The sequence below is a fragment of the Levilactobacillus lanxiensis genome (genome assembly GCF_016861655.1).
In the GTDB taxonomy this organism is placed as follows: Bacteria; Bacillota; Bacilli; order Lactobacillales; family Lactobacillaceae; genus Levilactobacillus; species Levilactobacillus lanxiensis.
The window spans coordinates 143,001-164,156 of the sequence record NZ_BOLN01000006.1; the positions used below are offsets into that span (position 1 = coordinate 143,001).

The following is a 21,156-nucleotide window of genomic DNA, read 5'->3' on the forward strand; positions in this document are numbered from 1 at the left end:
CTATGCCCAAAACGTTTTATCAATTCCTAATGACCCAACGTAATCCAGAAAGCTACGATCCCGTGGCCAGCTTTGCCAACAATGCCTTTCTGGACAGTTCGTTTCCCAAGCAGGAGACGGAGTTTGATCCCTTATCCAAGTATTTAGAAGAAAACGCCCCGTACCTACCATCCATGACCATCTTTGATGATGCTTGGCAGCTGTATCTGGCGGCGATAGCTTAATTGGTTTGTCAGGGAGGCCCGTTGTTGCGGGCTTTTTTGATGGGCAAACCAGTGCCTCCGGGACGGTGAAAAGGAGTTTGACCCAGAAAATCTTCGGACGCCATTAAAGGGCATCCCCCCAAAGGACTTTCGTAAACCTGTTCTAAGGGCTTGCTACTTCTGCATTTGTTCATGGTGAACCACATCTGTCCCTAAAAGAACACGGGAAAAACGTAAGATGGGGTAGCTGGTATTCAGCTTTAGATCAGGCAAAAAGTTGCCGCCACTATTCACATAATCAGTGGGCAATCTTTTTGATGTACATGCCCTAAAACCAGGTCTGTAACCAGTTCACTCAGCTTGAAAACCACCTGTATCTGTCGTATACTTACCTAGATAGCCAGGGTAAGACCCTAGTTGGAAGATATCATCTGATTAAAGGAGGAATAGGCATGGATAGTGTGAAAGACCGCAACGAACCCAAATCCATTATTGATCAAAAACTGCTTGAAAAATTCAATCAGCATTTTGACAAAGTACGTGGAACGGGTATTCAAATGGATACTAATGCTAAGAACCAAATGATCGTTGATTTGGATAAGCCTGTTCTTCGGGAAATGTTTAATAAATAATGTTAAAACAATTTGGAATCTATTGGTTATTTGTAGATTATCATGGACATTCCAAGTCATCAGGAATAGATGGCGAGGAACGTCCTTTTTTATTACTTAGTTATACGGATGATAGCGTTACTCTTTATCCAATATCAGGTTTTGAGCATCTTCGATATAAATCGGAATACGTTCAGAACTTAGCATTTGTTTTACGACCAAATCAAACTAATCAATTACGTAAGACGTCATATATTGCATTTAGTCATCCATCTATGGAAATGTCGGCAGAAAAATTTAAGCAAGTTGTAACAACGCTTATGGTTGCTAAATTAAGTGCTGCCGATATACAACGATTGCTGCTTTTTATGTCAAACAACAATTTATTAAACTAGTGGCATTACAAGTCAGCCTGCACTTCACTATTTTATTCATTGGTATGCCATGAATGTAATTCTACAAGCCACTTCCTTATCTAAAATTGAACGAAAAAATGGTAAGATGGGGTAGCTAGTGAAAAATAGGTATTCGTTTCAGTAAGCAACAATCCACGACGAACTCTTCTAAGAAGTAGTTAGTCGCAGTAATCACCAGCCAAACAATACCATGAGTTTTAAAGTACTTAACCCACTAATTAAATCTACTACGCTTCACTATCAAAAGGAGAAAATACAATGACTGTAATACAATGGTTCCCCGGCCATATGGCGAAGGCCATTCGGCAAATGGAAGAAAATATTCACCTGGTCGACATCGTTTTCGAACTGGTCGACGCCCGAATCCCCGCCGCATCCCGGAACCCTGAAGTGGTCCGAATCGCCAAGGACAAGCCACACCTGATCATTATGACCAAGAAAGACCTGGCCGATCCACAACAAACGGCGGCCTGGCTAAACTACTACCGCGCGCAGAAGCAACCGGCCATCGCCATCGATTCCCGGGCCAACGTGACCCCTAAGCAGATCACCAAGATTGCCGCTAGCATTTTGGCCGACAAGCTCGCTGCCGAAAAGGAAAAGGGCCTGAAGGAACGGCCAATGCGGGCCATGACCGTTGGTGTGCCTAACGTGGGGAAGTCCACGCTGCTCAATCACCTGGTCCAACGCAAGGCCGCCCAAGTCGGCGATACCCCCGGTGTCACTAAGGGCCAACAGTGGTTGCGTTCCAGCAAGCACCTGGAATTACTCGATACCCCGGGAATCCTGTGGCCTAAATTCAAGGACCAGGAAACCGCGCAGAAGTTAGCGTTGACCGGGGCCATCAAGGACAAGCTCTACGCCAGTGATGACGTGGCACTCTTTGCCCTGAACTTCTTCCGCCAATACCACGAAAAGGCCTTACTGGACCGTTACCACTTAGCTGCCAGCGACCTGGAACTCAGTGACGTGGACTTACTTCTCAAAATTACGCAAAAAATCGGTATGCGCGACGACTACGACCGGGCCAGCGAACGGTTGATTCTCGATGCTCGCCGGAAAAAAATTGGCGGCTTCACGCTCGACCGCGCACCACAGGCTGGTGACACTAACAATGACTAAACAACCCAGTCTGGCCAGTCTCAAGGCCAAGCTGGCCGATGTAACGACCCCCGACGACCCCCGTTTAGCGTCATTAGCGGCCGATTCACGAAAAGGGGCCCAGTTACTCCTGAAACAGATTCAACGGCGTCTAGCGAAGGCTGAGGCCGCTGAGCAGGCCTTTCAACACCGCTTACACTACGAGCGGCCGTTCTGGGCACAGGGCGAACTGGTCGCTGGTATCGATGAGGTCGGGCGGGGGCCCTTGGCCGGACCGGTCGTCACCAGTGCCGTCATCTTGCCCCAGGACTTCGATATTCCGCTGGTCAACGACTCCAAGCAGCTGACCCCCAAGGAACGTGAGCGCCTGTACCCCCTGATTCTGGCACAGGCCGAAGCCGTTAGTATTGGTGTCGGCAGTCCCCAATTGATTGACCAAATCAACATTTATCAGGCCACGCGGGTCGCCATGCAGCGGGCCGTGCTCGGTCTCGGGCGGGTACCCCAACAGCTAATCGTGGACGCCATGCAGATTCCGGTGGCCGTTCCCCAGACCCGGCTGATCAAGGGGGACGCCAAGAGTGCCAGTGTGGCCGCAGCCAGTATTGTGGCCAAGGTCTACCGGGACCATTTGATGGCGACCTATGATGCCCTGTACCCGGGCTACGGGTTTGCCAAGAATGCCGGCTATGGCACGGCGGAACACTTGGCTGGCCTGGATGAACGCGGGGTCACCCCGATTCATCGAAAAACTTTTTCGCCCGTACAAAAAATAATCGCGAACCAATCACGGAGTTAACCCTAAAGGGGAAAAGGAGGTTGCTAACCATGCAACTGACACTTCGTGATTTTTTCATGCGCTTACCATTGATTTCGGGCATCGGCCTCAAAACGACAACGACCTGCTGGCGGTGGGTCGAGGCCCAACCAGAACTGACGACCATGACCGCCGCCACGGTGTCCCAACTCTGCCGCGAAATGGCGATTCCAGCAGCCAAGGCCGACCAGCTCCAGCGTCAGCTATTTTCACCGGAAATTGCCGCCCAGGTGACCACCAATCTGACCCATACCGGCTGTCTGACGATTGTGGACGCCGCGTACCCGGAACAGCTCCGGGAGACCTTTGCGCCACCGGTCGCGCTTTATTTTCTAGGTGACGTGCGCTTACTTCAAGCGCCGCAGCTGGCGGTCGTCGGCTCGCGGCATCCCAGTCCGTACGCCTTAGCGGCCATGCGGCTCTTACTGCCAAACGTGGTCCAACATCGCATCTGTCTCGTTTCGGGCTTGGCGCAGGGGGTGGACACACTGGCCCATCAAGCCGCCTTGGCGTACCGGGGCCACACCATTGCCGTGATTGGCACCGGACTCGATCACTGTTACCCGGCGACCAACCGTGCCTTGATGATGGAGCTGATTCGCAGTCAGCTGATTTTCTCCGAGTATCCGTGGGGGACGCCAGGAGCCCGGCATCATTTTCCGGAACGCAACCGCATTATTGCCGGGCTGACGCGCAGCACGTTGGTGGTCGAGGCAGCCCATCATTCGGGGAGTCTGATCACCGCCAATATCGCCCTGCAAGAAAATCGTAATGTTTTGGCAATTCCGGGGGCCCTTGACAACCCAAACTCGGTTGGTACCAACGAGTTGATCCTCGCCGGTGCCAAACCAATCTTGAAACCTGAACATATAATAGAAGAAGTTTTAGTTGACAACTTGCCCTAAGTTGAAATAAGATGTGTGGGATTATAGTGAAAAATTTAGCGAACTTCTTGTTCGTCGTAAAAACAAGTCGATAGGAACCGGCAAGCCCGCTAGCTAGGGCCCGGTTGCCTATCAAACGAGGGAGTAATGTGCTTTGCCGACTACATCAAAAGCAAAATCAACGACAAAAAAGCGGCGCAAACCGCAAAAAAAATTAGTCATCGTTGAATCACCTGCGAAGGCTAAGACCATTGAAAAGTATTTAGGCCGGACGTTTAAGGTCATGCCTAGCCTGGGTCACGTGCGCGATCTACCGAAAAGTTCGATGGGGGTCGATACTGAACATGATTACGATCCGCACTACATTTCCATTCGTGGGAAGGGTGACGTCATCAAGGGCTTACGCGCCGAGGCCAAGAAGGCCAAAGCCGTTTACCTCGCATCTGACCCTGACCGTGAAGGGGAATCCATTGCCTGGCATTTAGCCCACGTCCTGAACTTAGACGTGACCGACAAGAACCGGGTCACATTTAACGAAATCACCAAGGACGCCGTTAAAGAAGCGTTCAAGACACCGCGGACCATCGACATGAACCTGGTGGACGCCCAACAAGCCCGCCGGATTCTGGACCGTTTAGTGGGGTATTCCATTTCACCACTGCTCTGGAAAAAGGTCAAGAAGGGCCTGAGTGCCGGTCGGGTGCAATCCATTGCGTTGTCCCTGATCATTGAACGGGAAAAGGAAATCAAAGCCTTTATCCCCGAAGAGTACTGGACCATCGAAGCCGACTTCAAGAAGGCCCGCCACACGTTTGGCGCTAGTTTCTATGGGCTGAACGGCAAAAAGGCCAGTTTGAAGGACAACACCGCCGTGCAAGAAGTCTTAGGCAAACTCGACAAGAATGGTGACTTTGACATCACCAACGTGGTTCGTAAGGAACGGAAGCGCTCACCACAACCGCCATTTACCACCAGTTCCATGCAACAGGATGCCAACCGGAAGCTGAACTTCAGAACCCGGAAGACCATGATGGCCGCCCAACAGCTTTACGAAGGGATCAACCTGGGTAAGGAAGGGACGCAGGGGCTCATTACCTATATGCGGACCGACTCCACCCGGATCTCCAGCATTGCTAAGCATGAAGCCTCAACCTTTATTCATGAAAAATATGGGGCCGAGTACGCCGCAACGAAGCCGATTAAGGGCAAGCTGCCTGAAGGGGCCCAAGATGCCCATGAAGCCATCCGGCCAACCTCTGTGTTCCGGACGCCAGCTAGCCTGAAGGAACGCCTGAACAAAGACCAATTCCGGCTATACCAATTAATCTGGAACCGTTTTGTGGCCAGTCAAATGACCAACGCCCTCATGGATACCATGGCCGTCACGCTCGAACAAAACGGCGTCACGTTCCGGTCCAATGGGTCCAAGATGAAATTCGAAGGGTTCTTAAAGATCTACAAGGACAACAAGGAAAAGGATAACCTCCTGCCCGAACTGAGCATCGGTGACCAAGTCAACTTGGCCAAAACGGATCCGGCCCAACACTTTACCCAGCCACCTGCACGTTATTCCGAAGCCAACCTGATCAAGGCGCTGGAAGAAAATGGTGTGGGTCGGCCATCGACCTATGCGCCAACGTTGGACACGATTCAACGCCGGTACTACGTCAAATTGGTCGGTCGGCGGTTTGAACCCACTGAACTGGGTGAAATCGTTGATGGCATCATCAATGAATACTTCCCAGACGTGGTCAACGTCGACTTTACCGCCAACTTGGAACACGAATTGGATGGAATCGAAGAGGGCCAACAGGACTGGGTCAAGGTCATTGACACCTTCTACAAGCCATTCTCAACCGAGGTGGCTCACGCGGAAGACGCCATTGAAAAGATTCAGATCCGGGACGAACCCGCTGGCTTTGACTGTGATATTTGTGGGGCCCCAATGGTCATCAAGATGGGCCGCTATGGCAAGTTCTACGCCTGCTCACGCTTCCCAGATTGCCGCAATACCAAGCCAATCGTGAAGGAAATCGGCGTGACCTGTCCCGTTTGTCACAAGGGTGAGGTCATCGAACGTAAGTCCAAGAAGAACCGGATTTTCTACGGTTGTTCTCGCTACCCCGACTGTGACTTTGTCTCATGGGACAAGCCAGTCGGCCGTGATTGCCCAAAGGATGGTCACTACCTGGTTGCCAAGAAGATTCGTGGTGGCGTGCAAATCGTCTGCCCCAACGGCGACTACGAAGAAGCCCCACAAAAATAAATTTGCTTGGTCACTACCGCCTGCAGATGCTAAACATTCCGCCTGTGGGGCCCGCCCGAAGCCAAAGAACGGTCTTCGGGTTCGGCTTAGAGCCCGAAAAAGCATCGGTCTCTAAGTCCGGCCGTGGCGTAAGACCGGAAAAACGCCGGCCTAACGCCACCTTCACAGGTCTACATGTTTAGCCTCTTCCGGCTATCGTGACGGCTAAATTGATTTTGTGTGACTCATCGTAAGTTTTTAAACTTTAAACTAAAATACAGGTTTGTTAGGTACTTCCGCCCTAGCTGTGGAGGTGTCTAGCAAGCCTGTTTGTGTTAAGATGATTTTCATATGGAAGTTAAGTACGGTCTTCAGGAGCGGCTTGAAGCTTTACCCAACCCGTAAATCTTCAAGCACGACCCGTGGACTAAGGCCGGCAAGTACCCGACCTAAGTCCACCGACACAGGGAGACGGTTTATCCTCTTCCGGCTAACGTCAAACTGTTTATTTTGAGAATCTACTTCGTGCCTAACTGAAATTTTCATTACTACAGGTTTGTTAGATGTTTTCCACCAAGTTGTGGAGATGTCTGACAAGCCTGTTTGCGTTAACACGATTATCATTTGAATCTGGTGCAGCCTCGTATGGGACACAATGACAACATAAAACGCAAACCACCGTTTACGGGCTGAACCAGTGTTAGCCGCAGGGAGGGTGAAAATGAGCTTAGCCGTGGGAGTTACCTTAGCGGGTTCCCCGCTTAGGTAACTGCTATCTTTGAGACGTGATCCTCGGCTCAAAGTAAGCCTGGAGACCGCTTTTTGGCTCCAGGCGGCGCCCACAGCGTTCCGGCTCAGTTTTCACCCTCCCGGAGGCGAGTGACCTGAGACAGTCCAAGATGAAAAGCCTGATGAGTTAGTTGTGTTTTTTCGGTGCGTTTGCTAGCATTGAGAACAGGTAGCAGGGAGGTGTTCACGTGGACCAGGCCATCACAGCGTTTTTAACGTATTTACAAGGTGAGCGACAATATTCACCGGAAACGGTCAAAGCGTACCGCGAAGACCTTGAGGAGTTCACCAAGTTCCTCGCGGACAACGGGGGAACCAAGGCGTGGACGGCGATTGACCAGTTAGACGTCGAGGTTTATCTGAGTGATCTGTACGACCGGCACTATGCCCGGACGACGATTGCCCGGAAGCTCTCCACGTTGCGGTCACTGTACAACTTCTTGATGAGCAATGGGCAAGCCAAGGATGATCCCTTTGCCTACGTCCAGCTCAAGCACCACCAGAATCATTTACCACGGTTCTTCTACGAACGGGAAATGACCGCGTTGTTTGCGGCCGCGGGGGCCAACCCGAATGAACAGCTGGCCACTCGCGATTCGGCATTGCTAGAAGTCCTGTATGGCACCGGGATTCGGGTCAGCGAGTGTGTAAATTTAACGCTGCCCGATATTGATTTTGACAACCGGATCATGTTGATTCATGGGAAGGGTAACAAGGAACGCTACGTCCCGTTTGGCCACTACGCTAGCGACGCCCTGCAGCAGTACTTTACCGCCGCGCGAACGCCCATCATGGCGCAGCACCAGGAGACACACGCGTTTGTCTTTATCAATCACCGGGGCCAGCAGCTGACCCCCGCCGGTGTGACGTACCTGCTGAACCAGATTATCAAACGCAGTACGTTGACTACGGAGATTCATCCCCACATGTTGCGGCACACGTTTGCCACGCACCTGTTAAACCGAGGGGCCGACTTGCGGTCGGTTCAAGAACTATTAGGTCACAGCAGCCTCTCGACCACGCAAATTTACACCCATGTGACTCGTGAGCACTTGCAGCGCGATTATCGCCAGTTCTTCCCGCGAGCCACCGAAGATAAATCTAAAGAAACCAAGCCATGATAAGGAGATCGATTAAACTATGCCAGTAAAATTTGAAGCCACGACCATCTGTGCCGTTCGGCATAATGGCCACAACGCCATGGCCGGTGACGGGCAAGTCACCATGGGCGAAAAAGTTATCATGAAGGGGACCGCCCACAAGATTCGCCGGATCTACAACAACCAAGTCGTTGTCGGGTTCGCCGGCAGTGTGGCTGACGCCTTCAATTTGGAAGAAAAGTTCGAAGCCCAACTGACCGAATACAGTGGGAACCTTCAACGGGCCGCCGTTGAACTCGCTAAGCAGTGGCGTTCCGATCAAGCTTTACAAAAGTTGGAAGCCTTACTGATCGTCATGGACAAGGACGAAATGTTATTAGTTTCCGGTTCCGGTGAAGTCATCGCGCCTGATGACGACATCTTAGCCATCGGTTCTGGTGGCAACTTTGCCTTAGCCGCTGCGACGGCCTTACACCACCACAACCAGGAAATGAGCGCCAAGGAAATCGCTGAAAGTGCCATCCACATTGCTGGGGGCATCGATATCTTTACCAACGATCACGTTATTTCAGAAGAACTTTAATTGAACGGAGGAACCAAAGTGGACGCCATTAATAAAACGCCTAAAGAAGTTGTCGGCCTATTAGATCAATACGTTATCGGTCAGGACGACGCCAAAAAAGCCATCGCGATTGCCTTACGTAACCGTTACCGGCGCATGCAGTTAGATGCTGCCATGCAAGAAGAAATTTCACCTAAGAACATGTTGATGATTGGACCGACCGGGGTCGGGAAAACTGAAATTGCCCGTCGGTTAGCTAAAATCGTCCACGCTCCCTTTACCAAGGTCGAAGCCAGCAAGTTTACGGAAGTCGGCTACGTGGGGCGTGACGTGGAATCCATGGTCCGCGACCTAGTTGAAGTGTCCGTGACGATGGAAAAGCAAGACCAATTTAAGAACGTGCGCAGCGATGCCATTCAGGCCGCCAACAAGCGCCTGGTTAAGCTCCTAGCACCCGCTAAACAAAAGGAAAACAAGAACAACAACGACTTCGCTAACATGATGAACATGTTTAGCCAAATGCAAAACGGGCAAACGCCAACGGCCCCTAGCGACACGGAAGAGGTCACCGATGACGTGCGCAACGAACGGCTCTCCATTGCTGATCAACTGAACAAGGGTCTGTTAGAAGACCACATGGTTGAAATCGAAATGGACGACCCGCAACAAGCTAACGCGACTGATAACAACATGATGGGCCAAATGGGTATCGACCTGAGCGACACCCTGGGGTCAATCATGCCGAAGAAGCGCATCAAGCGGACGGTCACCGTCGCCGAAGCACGGGAAATTTTGGTTTCCGAAGAATCCGAGAAGTTGGTCAACAACGCTGACATCAACCACGATGCCATCAAGCGGGCCGAAAACACCGGGATCATCTTCCTCGATGAAATTGATAAGATTGCCAAGGGCAGTAGCCAAAACAGCGGCGACGTTTCCCGTGAAGGGGTCCAACGTGATATCTTGCCAATCGTCGAAGGGACGCAGGTCAAGACCAAGTACGGCACGATTGACACCGACCACATTCTCTTCATCGCGGCCGGCGCCTTCGCGGAATCCAAGCCAAGCGATCTGATTGCTGAACTGCAAGGTCGTTTCCCAATCCGGGTCGAATTAAACGACCTGAGCAAGGCCGACTTTGTCCGGATTCTGACCGAACCCAACAACGCGCTGATCAAGCAATACATCGCCTTGATTGGCACCGACAACGTCAAGGTCACATTTACCATGGAAGCCATCGAACGCATCGCTGAACTGGCCTTCGAGCTGAACCATGAGAACCAAAACATTGGCGCTCGGCGGTTACAAACCGTTCTGGAAAAGCTCCTGGAAGACCTGCTCTACGAAGGGCCAGACATGGGCTCAGGCGATGTGACCATCACCGAAAACTACGTCAACGATAAAATTGGGGACATCGTGCAAAACAAGGACCTGTCCCGTTACATTCTCTAAACACGCAAGGACTCAGACGACTGTCTGGGTCTTTTTCTGTCCACCAGAACTGGCAGGATTTTTGGCGAAAGCGTTTCCCAAAAAGTGAAAATTGGACTAGACAACTAGGCCAATTTGGTCCATGATTAAAGAAAGACAAGTTAGTTGGAGGTTGTGCGACAATGCTTACACTAAAAAATGATTTCTTAACGGTTAAAATCAACCCGCTCGGGGCCGAACTGACCAGCGTGCAGGACAACGAGAGCCACCTGGAGTACATGTGGCAGGCGGATAAGACTTACTGGGGCCGCCACGCGCCAATTTTATTTCCCATCGTTGGGCGGCTGCAGGACAATCAGTACCGGCTTGATGGCAAAACCTATCATATGACGCAACACGGCTTTGCCCGCGACCGCGAATTCACTGTCGTTGAACAGGCTGAAGACCACGTGGTCCTGCGGCTGACGGCCGACGACCAGACCAAGGAACTGTTTCCCGCAGACTTTAGTCTGACCGTCCAGTACACCCTGGTGGCGCACCAGTTAAGCTTTGCGGCGACCGTGGACAATCCCGCCAACACGCCATTAACGTTCTCCCTGGGAGCGCATCCCGGTTTTAACGTGCCGTTAGGCGATCCTGCCGCTGATTTCACGGACTACCAGGTCACGGTCTCACCCAAGCAGGTGTACCAACGTGTGCCTCTGGTGGGCCCCTACAGCGATACCCAGCACAGCGTTCCCATGGATCTGACGAAACCCATGGCTTTGGATCACGACCTCTTCGACCACGATGCCAAGGTCTTAACGCTCAACAACCACGAGACGACGCTGATGTTAAGCAGTCACGTGAACGACCACGGGGTTGCCTTGACCTTAGCCGCCCCTTACGTGGGTATCTGGTCTCCGTACCCCAAGCAAGCGCCATTCGTCTGCTTCGAGCCCTGGTGGGGGTTAGCCGATGACGTGCAAGCTACCGGTGATTTAGAAACCAAGGTCGCCATTCACCACTTAGCTGCCCATGAAAGTTTCCAGGCCGCTTACCAGATCACTTATTTTTAAACGAAAAACGGGCTCCCAGCGACGATTGTCGGTGAGAGCCCGTTATATTTCTCAATAAATAAGTGCTAAATTACTTTTCGGCTTGCCGCTTATGATAGCCGTGGCCAAAGGGAACCAGGGATTCCGTGCCGGCCTTGATACGCTTGATGTTCGTCCGGTGCCGGTAGAACACGAAAACGGTCAAGACCAAGGCAATGCCGGTGAGATACCAATCCTGAAACGCCAGCGAGATCAGCGTGATCAGGCTAAAGGCAATCATGCTGGCCAGACTGACCATGCTGGTCCAGTAGATCAGGCTGACCCATAACCCCGCCGCAATCACGAACATGATGGGATTATAGGCCAGAAGCATCCCCGCTGAGGTGGCCACGGCCTTGCCACCCTTGAAGTGGTCAAAGATGGAGACGGTGTGCCCCAGAATCGCGAACAGCCCAAACAATAGGGGAGTTGCCGTTCCTAAGAAGGTCGTGATGTGGAACAGGGTGGGGAGTAGGGTGGCCACGGAGCCCTTCGCAATGTCTAACACCATGACCGCGGTGCCGGCGTAAGGTCCGAGGACCCGGTACGTGTTGGTCGTGCCAATATTGCCGGAGCCCGACTGCCGAATATCCGTCTGGAAAAAGGCCTTGCCGACCCAGACGCCGTTGGGAATGGCCCCCAGCAGGTAGGCCACGATGAGTAAACCAATTAATTTCACAAGTTATTCCTCCGCTCTTTCTTGCAACGGGAGCCGCCATAGCTGGGACTCGCCGCAGATAAGCTGGACTATATTTTAGCATGTTTTCACGAGAACGCCAATTATCTCGAGAAGTCTAGCCAGATTTTGGCTTCCTGTGGTATGATTATGAAGTTACTGGATACCTACCCGTGGGCGTTTGACCAGTTTATTTGAACATACGTTCGCATTAGGGTAAAATGTAGGTATGCCATTTTTTAGACAAAAGTAAAAGTAAAGGGGATTTACGCATGGCGAAAGCAAAAGCAAAATATGACGATTCCTCCATCCAAGTGTTGGAGGGGTTGGAAGCTGTTCGTAAACGTCCTGGTATGTATATCGGGTCAACCGACGGCCGTGGCTTACACCACTTGGTCTACGAAATCGTAGATAACGCCGTCGATGAAGCGTTGGCTGGTTACGGTAAGGAAATTAACGTGACGATTCACCAGGATAACAGCATTACCGTCGTCGATCACGGCCGGGGTATGCCCGTAGGTATGCACGCGTCCGGGATTCCAACGCCAGAAGTTATTCTGACCGTCCTACATGCCGGGGGTAAATTCGGCCAGGGCGGTTACAAGACGTCCGGTGGGCTGCATGGGGTCGGGGCTTCCGTTGTGAACGCCCTCTCCAGTGCGCTGACGGTCACCATTGTCCGTGATGGCGTGCGTTACCAAGAAAAATTTGCTAAGGGGGGCCATCCACAAGGCACCCTGAAGAAACTGGGCAACACGCGGGCTCACAACGGGACCACGATTGATTTCAAACCAGACAAAGAGATTTTCACCACGACCGTTTATAACTTCGGGACCCTGTCCGAACGGCTCCGGGAATCCGCGTTCCTGCTCAAGGGCGTCAAGATCACCCTGACCGACGAACGCGAAGGCCAAGAACGCGCCGAGGAATACCATTTTGAAGACGGTATCAAAGAGTTTGTCGGCTACCTTAACGAAGACAAGGACACCCTGGGCGACGTCATGTACTTTGACGGCAAGAAGGATGGCATTGAAGTCGAGGTCGCCGCCCAATACAACGATGGCTACACGGAAAACCTGCTGTCGTTCGTCAACAACGTCCGGACCAAGGATGGCGGAACCCACGAAGCCGGTATGCGGAGTGGCTGGACCAAGGCCTTTAACGAATACGCCCGGAAGACCGGTCTCTTAAAGGACCGCGACAAGAACCTGGAAGGGACCGATGTCCGTGAAGGCCTGTCCGCCGTGATTTCCTTACGCGTGCCCGAAAACCTGTTACAATTTGAAGGCCAAACGAAGGAAAAACTGGGGACGCCAGAAGCCCGGACCATCGTAGACAGCGTCATCAGTGAGCAGTTGGGCTATTACCTGATGGAAAACGGGGACTTTGGGAAGATGCTGATCAAGAAGTCGACCCAGGCCCGTTCTGCCAGAGAAGCCGCCCGTAAGGCCCGTGATGAGAGCCGTAACGGCAAGCGTCACAAGAAACACGAACGCCTGTTATCTGGGAAGCTCACCCCCGCCCAATCCAAAAATTCCGCCAAGAACGAACTGTTCCTGGTCGAAGGGGATTCCGCCGGTGGGTCTGCTAAGCAGGGGCGTAACCGAAAGTTCCAAGCCATTCTGCCTTTACGGGGGAAAGTCTTGAACACGGAAAAGGCCAAACTGCCTGACATCATGAAGAACGAAGAAATCAGTACTATGATCTACACCATTGGTGCCGGGGTCGGGACTGAATTTAACATCGAAGACGCCAACTACGACAAGATCATTATCATGACCGATGCCGATGATGATGGGGCTCATATCCAAATCCTATTGCTGACGTTCTTCTACAAGTACATGCGGCCCATGATTGATGCCGGCCGGGTCTACATTGCCCTGCCACCGTTGTACCAAATCAAGACGACTGGTAAGAAGCCGACCATCGATTATGCCTGGACCAATGATGAACTGAATGGCAAGACCAAAAAGATTGCCAACCACGGCTACCACCTCCAGCGGTTCAAAGGGCTAGGGGAAATGGACGCGGAACAACTGTGGGCCACGACCATGGATCCTGACAACCGGACGCTGATTCGCGTTCAAATCGACGATGCCGCGTTGGCCGAACGCCGTGTCACCACGCTAATGGGGGACAAGGTCGAACCCCGCCGGAAGTGGATCGAAAGCAATGTCCAATTTACGTTGGAAGAAGACGACACTAGCCTATTGGAAAACGATAAAGCTTCCAAGTCTGACGACTAGCGAACCGGCGAAAGGAGTAAACATCTGTGAGTGAAGGACAAAAAATTCAAGAACTAACCTTGGAAGAAGTTATGGGCGACCGCTTTGGTCGTTACTCCAAGTCAATCATTCAGGAACGGGCGTTACCCGACATTCGTGACGGGTTAAAGCCGGTTCAACGCCGCATCCTATTCTCCATGAATAAGGACGGCAACACCTACGAAAAGGGCTTCCGGAAGTCTGCCAAGTCTGTCGGAAACGTCATGGGTAATTTTCATCCCCATGGTGACAGCTCCATTTACGAAGCGCTGACCCGGATGAGCCAGGACTGGAAGGTCCGTGAACCCCTGGTTGAAATGCACGGGAACAACGGGTCCATGGACGGGGATCCGGCCGCTGCCATGCGATATACCGAAGCCCGGTTAAGCAAATTAGCCGGTGAAATGTTGCGGGATATCGATAAAGACACGGTCGACATGGTGTTGAACTTTGATGATACCGAGTACGAACCAACTGTGCTCCCTGCCCGGATTCCTAACCTGTTAGTCAACGGTTCCACCGGGATTTCTGCCGGTTATGCCACGGAGATTCCGCCGCACAACTTGGGCGAGGTCGTGGATGCCCTGATCTACCTCCTCAGCCACCCCAAGGCCAAACTGGAAGAACTGATGACCTTTGTTCAAGGCCCCGATTTTCCAACTGGGGGGATCATTCAAGGGAAAGATGGCATCGTTAAGGCGTATGAAACGGGACGCGGTCGCGTTGTGGTTCGGTCTAAGACGGCCATTGAACCCCTGCGTGGGAACAAGAACCAGATCACGGTCACCGAGATTCCTTACGAAGTAAACAAGGCCCAATTGGTCAAGAAGATTGATGAAATTCGCTTGAACAAAAAGGTTGAAGGCCTGGCAGAAGTCCGGGACGAAACCGACCGGGACGGCCTGCGAATTGCCATCGAGCTCAAGCGTGACGCCGATGCCCAAGGGGTCCTGAACTACCTGTTCAAGAACACCGAATTACAAATCACCTACAACTTTAACATGGTGGCTATCAACCACATGCGCCCAGAGCACGTCGGTCTCAAGACCATTTTGACGGCGTACCTGGAGCACCAACGCGACGTTATCACGCGGCGGACCCAGTACAACCTGACTAAGGCCCAAGACCGGCAGCACATCGTGATTGGGCTGATCAAAGCCTTGTCGATCTTAGACCAAGTGATCAAGACGATTCGGGCCAGCAAAGACCGGCGCGATGCCCGGGACAACTTAGTTTCGGCCTACGATTTTTCTGAAAAACAAGCCGACGCTATCGTGGCCTTACAGTTGTATCGGTTAACCAATACCGACGTGACTCAGTTAGAGGCTGAATCGGCTAAGTTGAGTGCGGCCATTGAAGAGTATCACCAGATTTTGGCAGAACCCAAGACGTTAAACGCCGTGCTCCGCAAAGAGCTCAAGGCCATTGCCAAGGAATACCGGAACCCCCGTCGGACTGAGATTCAAGACCAAATCGAGGACTTGAAGATCAAGACCACGGTTACGGTTGCCGACGAAGAAGTTGTGGTTCTGGTCAGTCATGACGGTTACTTAAAGCGGTCTGGCGTCCGGTCATACACGGCCTCCGATCCCGCCGATAACGGGCTGAAGGACGAAGATTACCCAATCTTCTTAGAAAAACTCAGCACGTTGAATCACCTGATGATGTTTACCAGCAAGGGGAACCTCATCTACCGGCCCGTCCACGAAATCAGTGATGTGAAGTGGAAGGAGACCGGGGAACACATTTCGCAAACAATCGGGCTCGCTCCCGACGAAGAAATTGTGGCCACCTTTGCCTTCAAGACGCTGAAGGAACCCGGGCGCTTCCTGATTGCCACCAGCGATGGCTACATCAAGCAAACGGCCTTCACCGACCTGACACCTGGTCGGACCTACAAGAGTCGCGCGGCCACCTACGAAAAGCTCAAGACCGCTGACTCACGGGTCGTGGCGGTCAAATACCTCACGGAACCCATCGAGCAGGGCATCATGCTGGTCTCCAAGAACGGTTACGCCTTGCGCTACGCCATTGATGAAGTTTCCGTCAACGGGGCCCGCACGACCGGGGTCCGGTCCATGGATCTACGTGATGACGATGAGGTCGTTAACCTGGCCTTGGTCACCGATAGTGATACCATTGCCATGGTCACGACCCGCGGTGCTTTCAAGCGTTTAGCTATGAAGGAAATCTCCGTGACGAGTCGCGCCCGTCGCGGTGTCATCGTCTTACGTGAACTGAAACGTGATCCGCACCAAATCGTGGACTTCATGACGATTCCTAGCGGCAATCCTGCACTGGAAATCATTACAAGTCGCGAGCGGACCCACGACGTCATGCCAACGGATCATCCGCTGAGTGGGCGCTACTCCAACGGGTCATTCGTGGTCGACACAGACGTTGAAGGCCAACCAGTTCGGTTACGCGTTAAACCAACTGAGTTAGTTCTTGATTAGAATTCAGGGATAGTCGGGGATTTGCGAGGAGAAATCGTTGCGCTTTTTCTGGAAACGGCCTATTATATAGATTAATAGTAACCATTAGGTTGACCTGGTACGATTGTGGTGCGAGGCCGATCATAAGGAGAAAAAACGGATGAAGACGAAACAGGAAAGTATCTTTTCTTCTAAAACCTTAACGTATTTCTTACAGCTGGCAGAAACCATGAATTACACGCAGGCTGCCCAGATTTTAGGGATTACGCAACCCGCCTTGACTCAGCAGATCAAGAAGCTGGAACGCACGGTGGGCGCGCCCTTATTCTATTCAGTCGGCAAAAAATTGCGGTTGTCTGATGCGGGTTATACCATGTTAGACGCCACCCACAAGATTTATGGGATCTTAAACACGGCTACGGACGAGATTCAACAGTCCACGAGTGCGACTCAGGGGGAAATCAACATTGGTTTGTTGGCTTCCATGGAAGACGCTGTCTTTGAAGACTTCGCGATTTTATCGTACCAGAACAATCCCGATCTCAAAATTTCCTTCCACATGTTAACCCGGAAGGAAATTTGGGAACGCCTTGAAAACAATAAGATTGACCTGGCCATCATGTACCTGCCAGATGATTCGATCAAGAACTGGAAGCCTTACGAATCCAAGAAGATCATCTCGGATGACTTGCTGTTCATTCACCATGATGAGCAATTGGCTAAGAAGCGGCGAATCAAGTTCAAAGATACGACCGCTGACGTTTGGGCCATGTATCCGGACGGGTACTACCTGAACCAAGCGCTGCATGAAGCCTACAAGAACCAACTGGCTGATTTTCCCAAGAGCGTTGCGAACTTCACGACGCCAACCCAGCTCTTGCATTTTTCCATGCAGACGCAAGCGTCAACGGCCTTACCGAATTCCTTTATGATTGGCCAAGAAGAACTGCCCAACACTTGGACGGCGCACTTCGACCCCAACATTCGCTTCGACCTAGCCTTTGTCTTCCGCAAGGGTAAGGCAGAAATTCCGCGGATCAGCCATTTCTTGGCGCAGTTCGACCGGTACTTACACACGGACGACTACATTTCGCGGCTTAAACAACTTCGGAACCAATAAATTTAAAACTAATTTGCTAAAGGAGTTTTATCTCATGAGTAAAGCATTAATTTTCGGTCACCAAAATCCAGATACGGATGCCATCGTTGCAGCCAAGGCATTTGCCTACTTCCAAAGTCAAAAGGGCTTTGATGTTGAAGCCGTTGCCTTAGGCGAACCCAACATGGAAACCAACTACGTGTTGAACCACTTCGACGAACCCGCTCCTCGCGTGGTTAAGACGGTGGCTAACGAAGTCGACCAAGTCATGTTAGTCGACCACAACGAAGCCCAACAAAGTGTGGCTGACCTGGACAAGGTGACGGTTAGCTACGTCATCGATCACCACCGGATCGCCAACTTTGAAACGAGCCTGCCACTGTACTACCGCGCAGAACCCGTTGGTTGCACGAGCACGATTTTGACCGAAATGTTTGACGAAGAAAAGATTGAGATTCCTGCTAAATTAGCTGGCTTGATGCTTTCTGCTATCATCTCAGACACCTTGTTATTACAATCCCCAACCACGACTGACAAGGACCGCGAAGCCGTTCGCGCCTTGGCTGAAATCGCCGATGTCGACGTGCAAAGCTACGGTATCGAGATGTTAAAGGCCGGGACTAACCTGGCTGCCAAGAGCGACAAGGAACTGATCGACGGCGACGCTAAGTCCTTCGACATGGCTGGCAAGAGCGTTCGAATCGGCCAAATCAACACGGTCGACTTAAACGAAGTCTTGGACCGTCAAGCTGGTTTGGAAAAGGAAATGCAAGCTGAAATGGCCGCTGATGGCTACGACTTGTTCATTACCTTAGCCACCAACGTCTTGAACAGCGACTCCGAACTCATCGTTGCCGGTGAACCTAAGAGCGTTGTCGAAAAGGCCTTCAACACCAAGCTGGACAACAACCGGGCAAGTTTGCCAGGCGTCGTTTCCCGGAAGAAGCAAGTGGTGCCACCATTGACCGCTGCTTTCGACGCTTAATTAGCTAAATTTACATTTAAGAAACGCCCAACCACGATTTTTTCAGCGTGATTGGGCGTTTTTAGTCGTCTTTTTTGACCGAGCCAGGCTATAATACGGGGCGATGGTAGCCGCCAGGCATCCTCCTTTAAGAGAGAGGGACTTGGTATGTTGAGAAATTGGTACCGAGGAGTTCTAACCATCGTAACGACGGTTTTGTTGTTGATTACGCAGATTGGGGGCAGCATTGCCTTAGCGGCTGGCGTGACCCCATTTGGTCCGGAACGATTTGCGGAAAATCAGGCGACTTACGTGATCACCACGAAGTCCAACTATTACCGCAAGATTTGGGAATCAGCCATTTCTGCTTGGAATCACACGGGGGCCTTTCATTTCAAGGCGGGCACTAAGGGAAATGCCCAAATTGACCTGACAACCGCCTCAGTTGCCCAAGCCAAGACCTTAGGCGAAGACGTTGGGCTGACCGAATACACGGCCAACCGCGACTACTTGCGCAAGGTTTCGGCAACGTTGAACCCAACTCTGCTTACGGCTTACGGCTACTCACGTTCTGACGACCTACACGTGGCGGAGCACGAACTCGGCCACACCATGGGGCTCGCGCACAACCCGTCCAAGAAGAGCGTGATGTACTACCGGAACCGGGCCGTGGGCATTCAGAAGGTTGATATTGAGGGCGTTGAGTTACGTTACAAGACTCCAGCCGGACAATCCGCGGAATAGGAACAATTTAGACAAGAAACCGGTTCACAGTGAAGTGGTCAGTTCCGTCAGAAATGGCGACTGACCACTTTTTGATTTATTATTAGAAAACGATTAGACAAATTACTTGCGTTTAACGGTAAAAGTTTTAGACTGATAATAGAACTAATAAGTTGCACACAATTGATTGGAGGAATTCAGTATGGCAGAAGAAAAAGAGAGTCAAGCCGATTTAAAGCAACGCTTGACCGCTGAAGAGTACGCGGTGACCCAACACGCGGCCACTGAGGCAGCGTTCACCGGTAAGTATGATGCCTTTTACGAGCCAGGCATCTACGTGGACGTGGTGAGTGGTCAACCGCTATTCAGCTCAACGGATAAGTACGACGCGGGCTGTGGGTGGCCATCCTTCACCAAGCCCATCGATGCCAGTCACGTGACCGAAAACACGGACCATTCATTTGGCATGTCGCGCCAAGAAGTTCGGAGCACGGACGCCGGTTCTCACTTGGGTCACGTCTTTACCGACGGCCCACAGGACCAGGGTGGTTTGCGCTATTGCATCAATTCCGCTGCCCTAAAGTTCATTCCGGCTGATCAGCTGGAAGCTAAGGGCTATCACAACTTTGCCCAACTCTTTGACAAATAACGAAACGGGAGGTCTCCACATGGCACAAACAGAAACCGCAATTTTTGCGGGCGGCTGCTTCTGGTGTATGGTTCAGCCATTTGACACCCAGCCAGGGATTCAGTCGGTCGTTTCCGGCTTTACTGGCGGTCACACGGTCAATCCCACGTACGCCGAAGTGGCCAGTCATACGACCGGTCACACCGAAGCCGTGAAAATTACCTTTGATCCGACCGTCATCGGTTACGCGGACCTGGTTGAAATTTATTGGCGCCAAACGGACCCAACCGACGCCAGCGGCCAGTTTCAGGACCGGGGCGACAGTTACCGGCCCGTGATTTTCGTTGATGGCCCGGCCCAACGTCAAGCGGCTGAAGCCTCTAAGGCGGCCTTAGCCAGTAGTGGACGCTTTGATGAGCCCATCGTGACGCAGATTGAAGACGTGCAGCCATTTTATCCGGCCGAAGAGGAACACCAAGGCTTCTACCGGAAGAACCCGTTCCGTTATCAGATTGAGGAAATGGGCGGCCGTCAGGACTTTATTCAGAATAAATGGCATTAAAACGCTTTTTGGTAAATACAAATAAAGGTTGGTGAAGACGTGTGGGTTATGTATTAGATTTACGCCAACAAGTCGGCGCCGAACCGTTGATCGTGGTTGGTGCTGCGGCCATCGTCCAACGACAGCAAGCGCTTTTGTTAGTCAAACGAACGGACAATCATGCTTGGGGCTTGCCAGCCGGATCCAAGGAATTAAATGAAAGCACGCTGACCACGGCCAAACGTGAATTACATGAAGAAACGGGTCTGGTGGCGCAGTCGGCAAATTTGTTGACGGTCGTGAGCGGCTCCGGCATGCAATATCAATATCCCAACGGTGACCAAATAGATTCGGTCACGGTCGTGTACGCGCTGACAGCGACTGGTGAACCCAGCGGCGATGAAGATGAAACCAGCGACGCCAAGTTTTTTGACTGGGAAGCAATGCCAGCAAACTTAACGCCAATCACGCAACGAATTTTAAACGTGTTGGCGATAGAGAAACGTTAACTAAAAAAATCAGGTGGTGAAAAGTCATTAGACAATTTGCCAGCTGATTTTTTATTTTGGCTCTAGGGCGGTATTTTTTTGA

At 51.7% G+C, this 21,156-nt stretch carries 20 protein-coding genes; 19 read left to right on the forward strand and 1 reads right to left on the reverse strand.

Going from position 1 to position 21,156, the window contains the following annotated elements; genetic code table 11:
• Window positions 1-2: 2 nt before the first annotated feature.
• From JUF22_RS08825 to JUF22_RS08875, 11 genes are all read left to right on the forward strand, one after another.
• On the forward strand, window positions 3-224 hold the full coding sequence (locus JUF22_RS08825) for a YozE family protein (protein WP_203645684.1): 222 nt from the start codon (window positions 3-5) through the stop codon (window positions 222-224).
• Between the two features lie 431 nt (window positions 225-655).
• On the forward strand, window positions 656-835 hold the full coding sequence (locus JUF22_RS08830; protein WP_203645686.1) for a hypothetical protein: 180 nt from the start codon (window positions 656-658) through the stop codon (window positions 833-835).
• Window positions 835-1,209, forward strand: coding sequence for a hypothetical protein (locus JUF22_RS08835; protein WP_203645688.1), 375 nt, complete (start codon window positions 835-837; stop codon window positions 1,207-1,209). Before JUF22_RS08830 ends, JUF22_RS08835 begins: the two co-directional genes overlap by 1 nt.
• Before the next feature lie 279 nt (window positions 1,210-1,488).
• Window positions 1,489-2,352 (forward strand): ribosome biogenesis GTPase YlqF, encoded by an 864-nt coding sequence (ylqF, locus tag JUF22_RS08840; RefSeq protein ID WP_125762649.1) that lies wholly within the window; start codon window positions 1,489-1,491, stop codon window positions 2,350-2,352.
• Window positions 2,345-3,130 carry a ribonuclease HII gene (gene rnhB, locus JUF22_RS08845; RefSeq protein WP_203645690.1) on the forward strand — a complete coding sequence of 262 codons (786 nt, stop codon included), beginning with the start codon at window positions 2,345-2,347 and terminating at the stop codon, window positions 3,128-3,130. Before ylqF ends, rnhB begins: the two co-directional genes overlap by 8 nt.
• Window positions 3,131-3,159: 29 nt before the next feature.
• A complete protein-coding gene (gene dprA, locus JUF22_RS08850) occupies window positions 3,160-4,053 on the forward strand; it encodes a DNA-processing protein DprA (protein ID WP_203645700.1) in 894 nt (297 codons plus the stop codon).
• 133 nt (window positions 4,054-4,186) lie between these two features.
• Window positions 4,187-6,298 (forward strand): type I DNA topoisomerase, encoded by a 2,112-nt coding sequence (topA, locus tag JUF22_RS08855; RefSeq protein ID WP_203645702.1) that lies wholly within the window; start codon window positions 4,187-4,189, stop codon window positions 6,296-6,298.
• 956 nt (window positions 6,299-7,254) lie between these two features.
• Complete coding sequence (gene xerC, locus JUF22_RS08860; protein WP_203645704.1) at window positions 7,255-8,187, forward strand: tyrosine recombinase XerC; 933 nt, start codon at window positions 7,255-7,257, stop codon at window positions 8,185-8,187.
• Between the two features lie 19 nt (window positions 8,188-8,206).
• A complete protein-coding gene (hslV, locus tag JUF22_RS08865; RefSeq protein WP_125762638.1) occupies window positions 8,207-8,749 on the forward strand; it encodes an HslVU peptidase proteolytic subunit in 543 nt (180 codons plus the stop codon).
• 18 nt (window positions 8,750-8,767) lie between these two features.
• Complete coding sequence (gene hslU / locus JUF22_RS08870) at window positions 8,768-10,180, forward strand: ATP-dependent protease ATPase subunit HslU (protein WP_203645706.1); 1,413 nt, start codon at window positions 8,768-8,770, stop codon at window positions 10,178-10,180.
• A gap of 161 nt (window positions 10,181-10,341) precedes the next feature.
• Window positions 10,342-11,217, forward strand: coding sequence for an aldose 1-epimerase family protein (locus JUF22_RS08875; RefSeq protein WP_203645708.1), 876 nt, complete (start codon window positions 10,342-10,344; stop codon window positions 11,215-11,217).
• 70 nt (window positions 11,218-11,287) lie between these two features.
• Here the strand turns inward: JUF22_RS08875 and plsY are convergent, their stop codons facing one another.
• Window positions 11,288-11,914 carry a glycerol-3-phosphate 1-O-acyltransferase PlsY gene (gene plsY, locus JUF22_RS08880; RefSeq protein WP_203645710.1) on the reverse strand — a complete coding sequence of 209 codons (627 nt, stop codon included), beginning with the start codon at window positions 11,912-11,914 and terminating at the stop codon, window positions 11,288-11,290.
• 269 nt (window positions 11,915-12,183) lie between these two features.
• On the opposite strand from plsY, the gene parE reads away from it, so the two are divergent.
• The 8 genes from parE to JUF22_RS08920 all read left to right on the forward strand — a co-directional run bounded on the left by parE (window position 12,184) and on the right by JUF22_RS08920 (window position 21,074).
• On the forward strand, window positions 12,184-14,157 hold the full coding sequence (parE, locus tag JUF22_RS08885) for a DNA topoisomerase IV subunit B (RefSeq protein ID WP_203645712.1): 1,974 nt from the start codon (window positions 12,184-12,186) through the stop codon (window positions 14,155-14,157).
• A 26-nt stretch (window positions 14,158-14,183) separates the two neighbouring features.
• Window positions 14,184-16,631 carry a DNA topoisomerase IV subunit A gene (parC, locus tag JUF22_RS08890; protein ID WP_203645714.1) on the forward strand — a complete coding sequence of 816 codons (2,448 nt, stop codon included), beginning with the start codon at window positions 14,184-14,186 and terminating at the stop codon, window positions 16,629-16,631.
• Window positions 16,632-16,770: 139 nt separating this feature from the next.
• Complete coding sequence (locus JUF22_RS08895; protein WP_125762626.1) at window positions 16,771-17,730, forward strand: LysR family transcriptional regulator; 960 nt, start codon at window positions 16,771-16,773, stop codon at window positions 17,728-17,730.
• 34 nt (window positions 17,731-17,764) lie between these two features.
• Entirely contained in the window at window positions 17,765-18,694 is a 930-nt protein-coding gene (locus tag JUF22_RS08900) for a manganese-dependent inorganic pyrophosphatase (protein ID WP_203645716.1), read from the forward strand.
• A gap of 147 nt (window positions 18,695-18,841) precedes the next feature.
• Window positions 18,842-19,417: a matrixin family metalloprotease gene (locus JUF22_RS08905; RefSeq protein WP_203645718.1), complete on the forward strand. Its 576-nt coding sequence runs from the start codon at window positions 18,842-18,844 to the stop codon at window positions 19,415-19,417.
• A 181-nt stretch (window positions 19,418-19,598) separates the two neighbouring features.
• Complete coding sequence (msrB, locus tag JUF22_RS08910; protein ID WP_203645720.1) at window positions 19,599-20,045, forward strand: peptide-methionine (R)-S-oxide reductase MsrB; 447 nt, start codon at window positions 19,599-19,601, stop codon at window positions 20,043-20,045.
• A gap of 19 nt (window positions 20,046-20,064) precedes the next feature.
• Window positions 20,065-20,586 (forward strand): peptide-methionine (S)-S-oxide reductase MsrA, encoded by a 522-nt coding sequence (gene msrA / locus JUF22_RS08915; protein WP_203645722.1) that lies wholly within the window; start codon window positions 20,065-20,067, stop codon window positions 20,584-20,586.
• Window positions 20,587-20,627: 41 nt separating this feature from the next.
• Window positions 20,628-21,074: an NUDIX hydrolase gene (locus JUF22_RS08920; protein ID WP_203645724.1), complete on the forward strand. Its 447-nt coding sequence runs from the start codon at window positions 20,628-20,630 to the stop codon at window positions 21,072-21,074.
• Window positions 21,075-21,156: the final 82 nt, after the last annotated feature.

Bases quoted from the DNA above. Each gene is read 5' to 3' on its own strand.
- JUF22_RS08825 (WP_203645684.1), top strand. From the start codon at position 3: ATGCCCAAAACGTTTTATCAATTCCTAATGACCCAACGTAATCCAGAA.
- JUF22_RS08830 (WP_203645686.1), top strand. From the start codon at position 656: ATGGATAGTGTGAAAGACCGCAACGAACCCAAATCCATTATTGATCAA.
- JUF22_RS08835 (WP_203645688.1), top strand. From the start codon at position 835: ATGTTAAAACAATTTGGAATCTATTGGTTATTTGTAGATTATCATGGA.
- ylqF (WP_125762649.1), top strand. From the start codon at position 1,489: ATGACTGTAATACAATGGTTCCCCGGCCATATGGCGAAGGCCATTCGG.
- rnhB (WP_203645690.1), top strand. From the start codon at position 2,345: ATGACTAAACAACCCAGTCTGGCCAGTCTCAAGGCCAAGCTGGCCGAT.
- dprA (WP_203645700.1), top strand. From the start codon at position 3,160: ATGCAACTGACACTTCGTGATTTTTTCATGCGCTTACCATTGATTTCG.
- hslV (WP_125762638.1), top strand. From the start codon at position 8,207: ATGCCAGTAAAATTTGAAGCCACGACCATCTGTGCCGTTCGGCATAAT.
- JUF22_RS08875 (WP_203645708.1), top strand. From the start codon at position 10,342: ATGCTTACACTAAAAAATGATTTCTTAACGGTTAAAATCAACCCGCTC.
- parE (WP_203645712.1), top strand. From the start codon at position 12,184: ATGGCGAAAGCAAAAGCAAAATATGACGATTCCTCCATCCAAGTGTTG.
- JUF22_RS08895 (WP_125762626.1), top strand. From the start codon at position 16,771: ATGAAGACGAAACAGGAAAGTATCTTTTCTTCTAAAACCTTAACGTAT.
- JUF22_RS08900 (WP_203645716.1), top strand. From the start codon at position 17,765: ATGAGTAAAGCATTAATTTTCGGTCACCAAAATCCAGATACGGATGCC.
- JUF22_RS08905 (WP_203645718.1), top strand. From the start codon at position 18,842: ATGTTGAGAAATTGGTACCGAGGAGTTCTAACCATCGTAACGACGGTT.
- msrB (WP_203645720.1), top strand. From the start codon at position 19,599: ATGGCAGAAGAAAAAGAGAGTCAAGCCGATTTAAAGCAACGCTTGACC.
- msrA (WP_203645722.1), top strand. From the start codon at position 20,065: ATGGCACAAACAGAAACCGCAATTTTTGCGGGCGGCTGCTTCTGGTGT.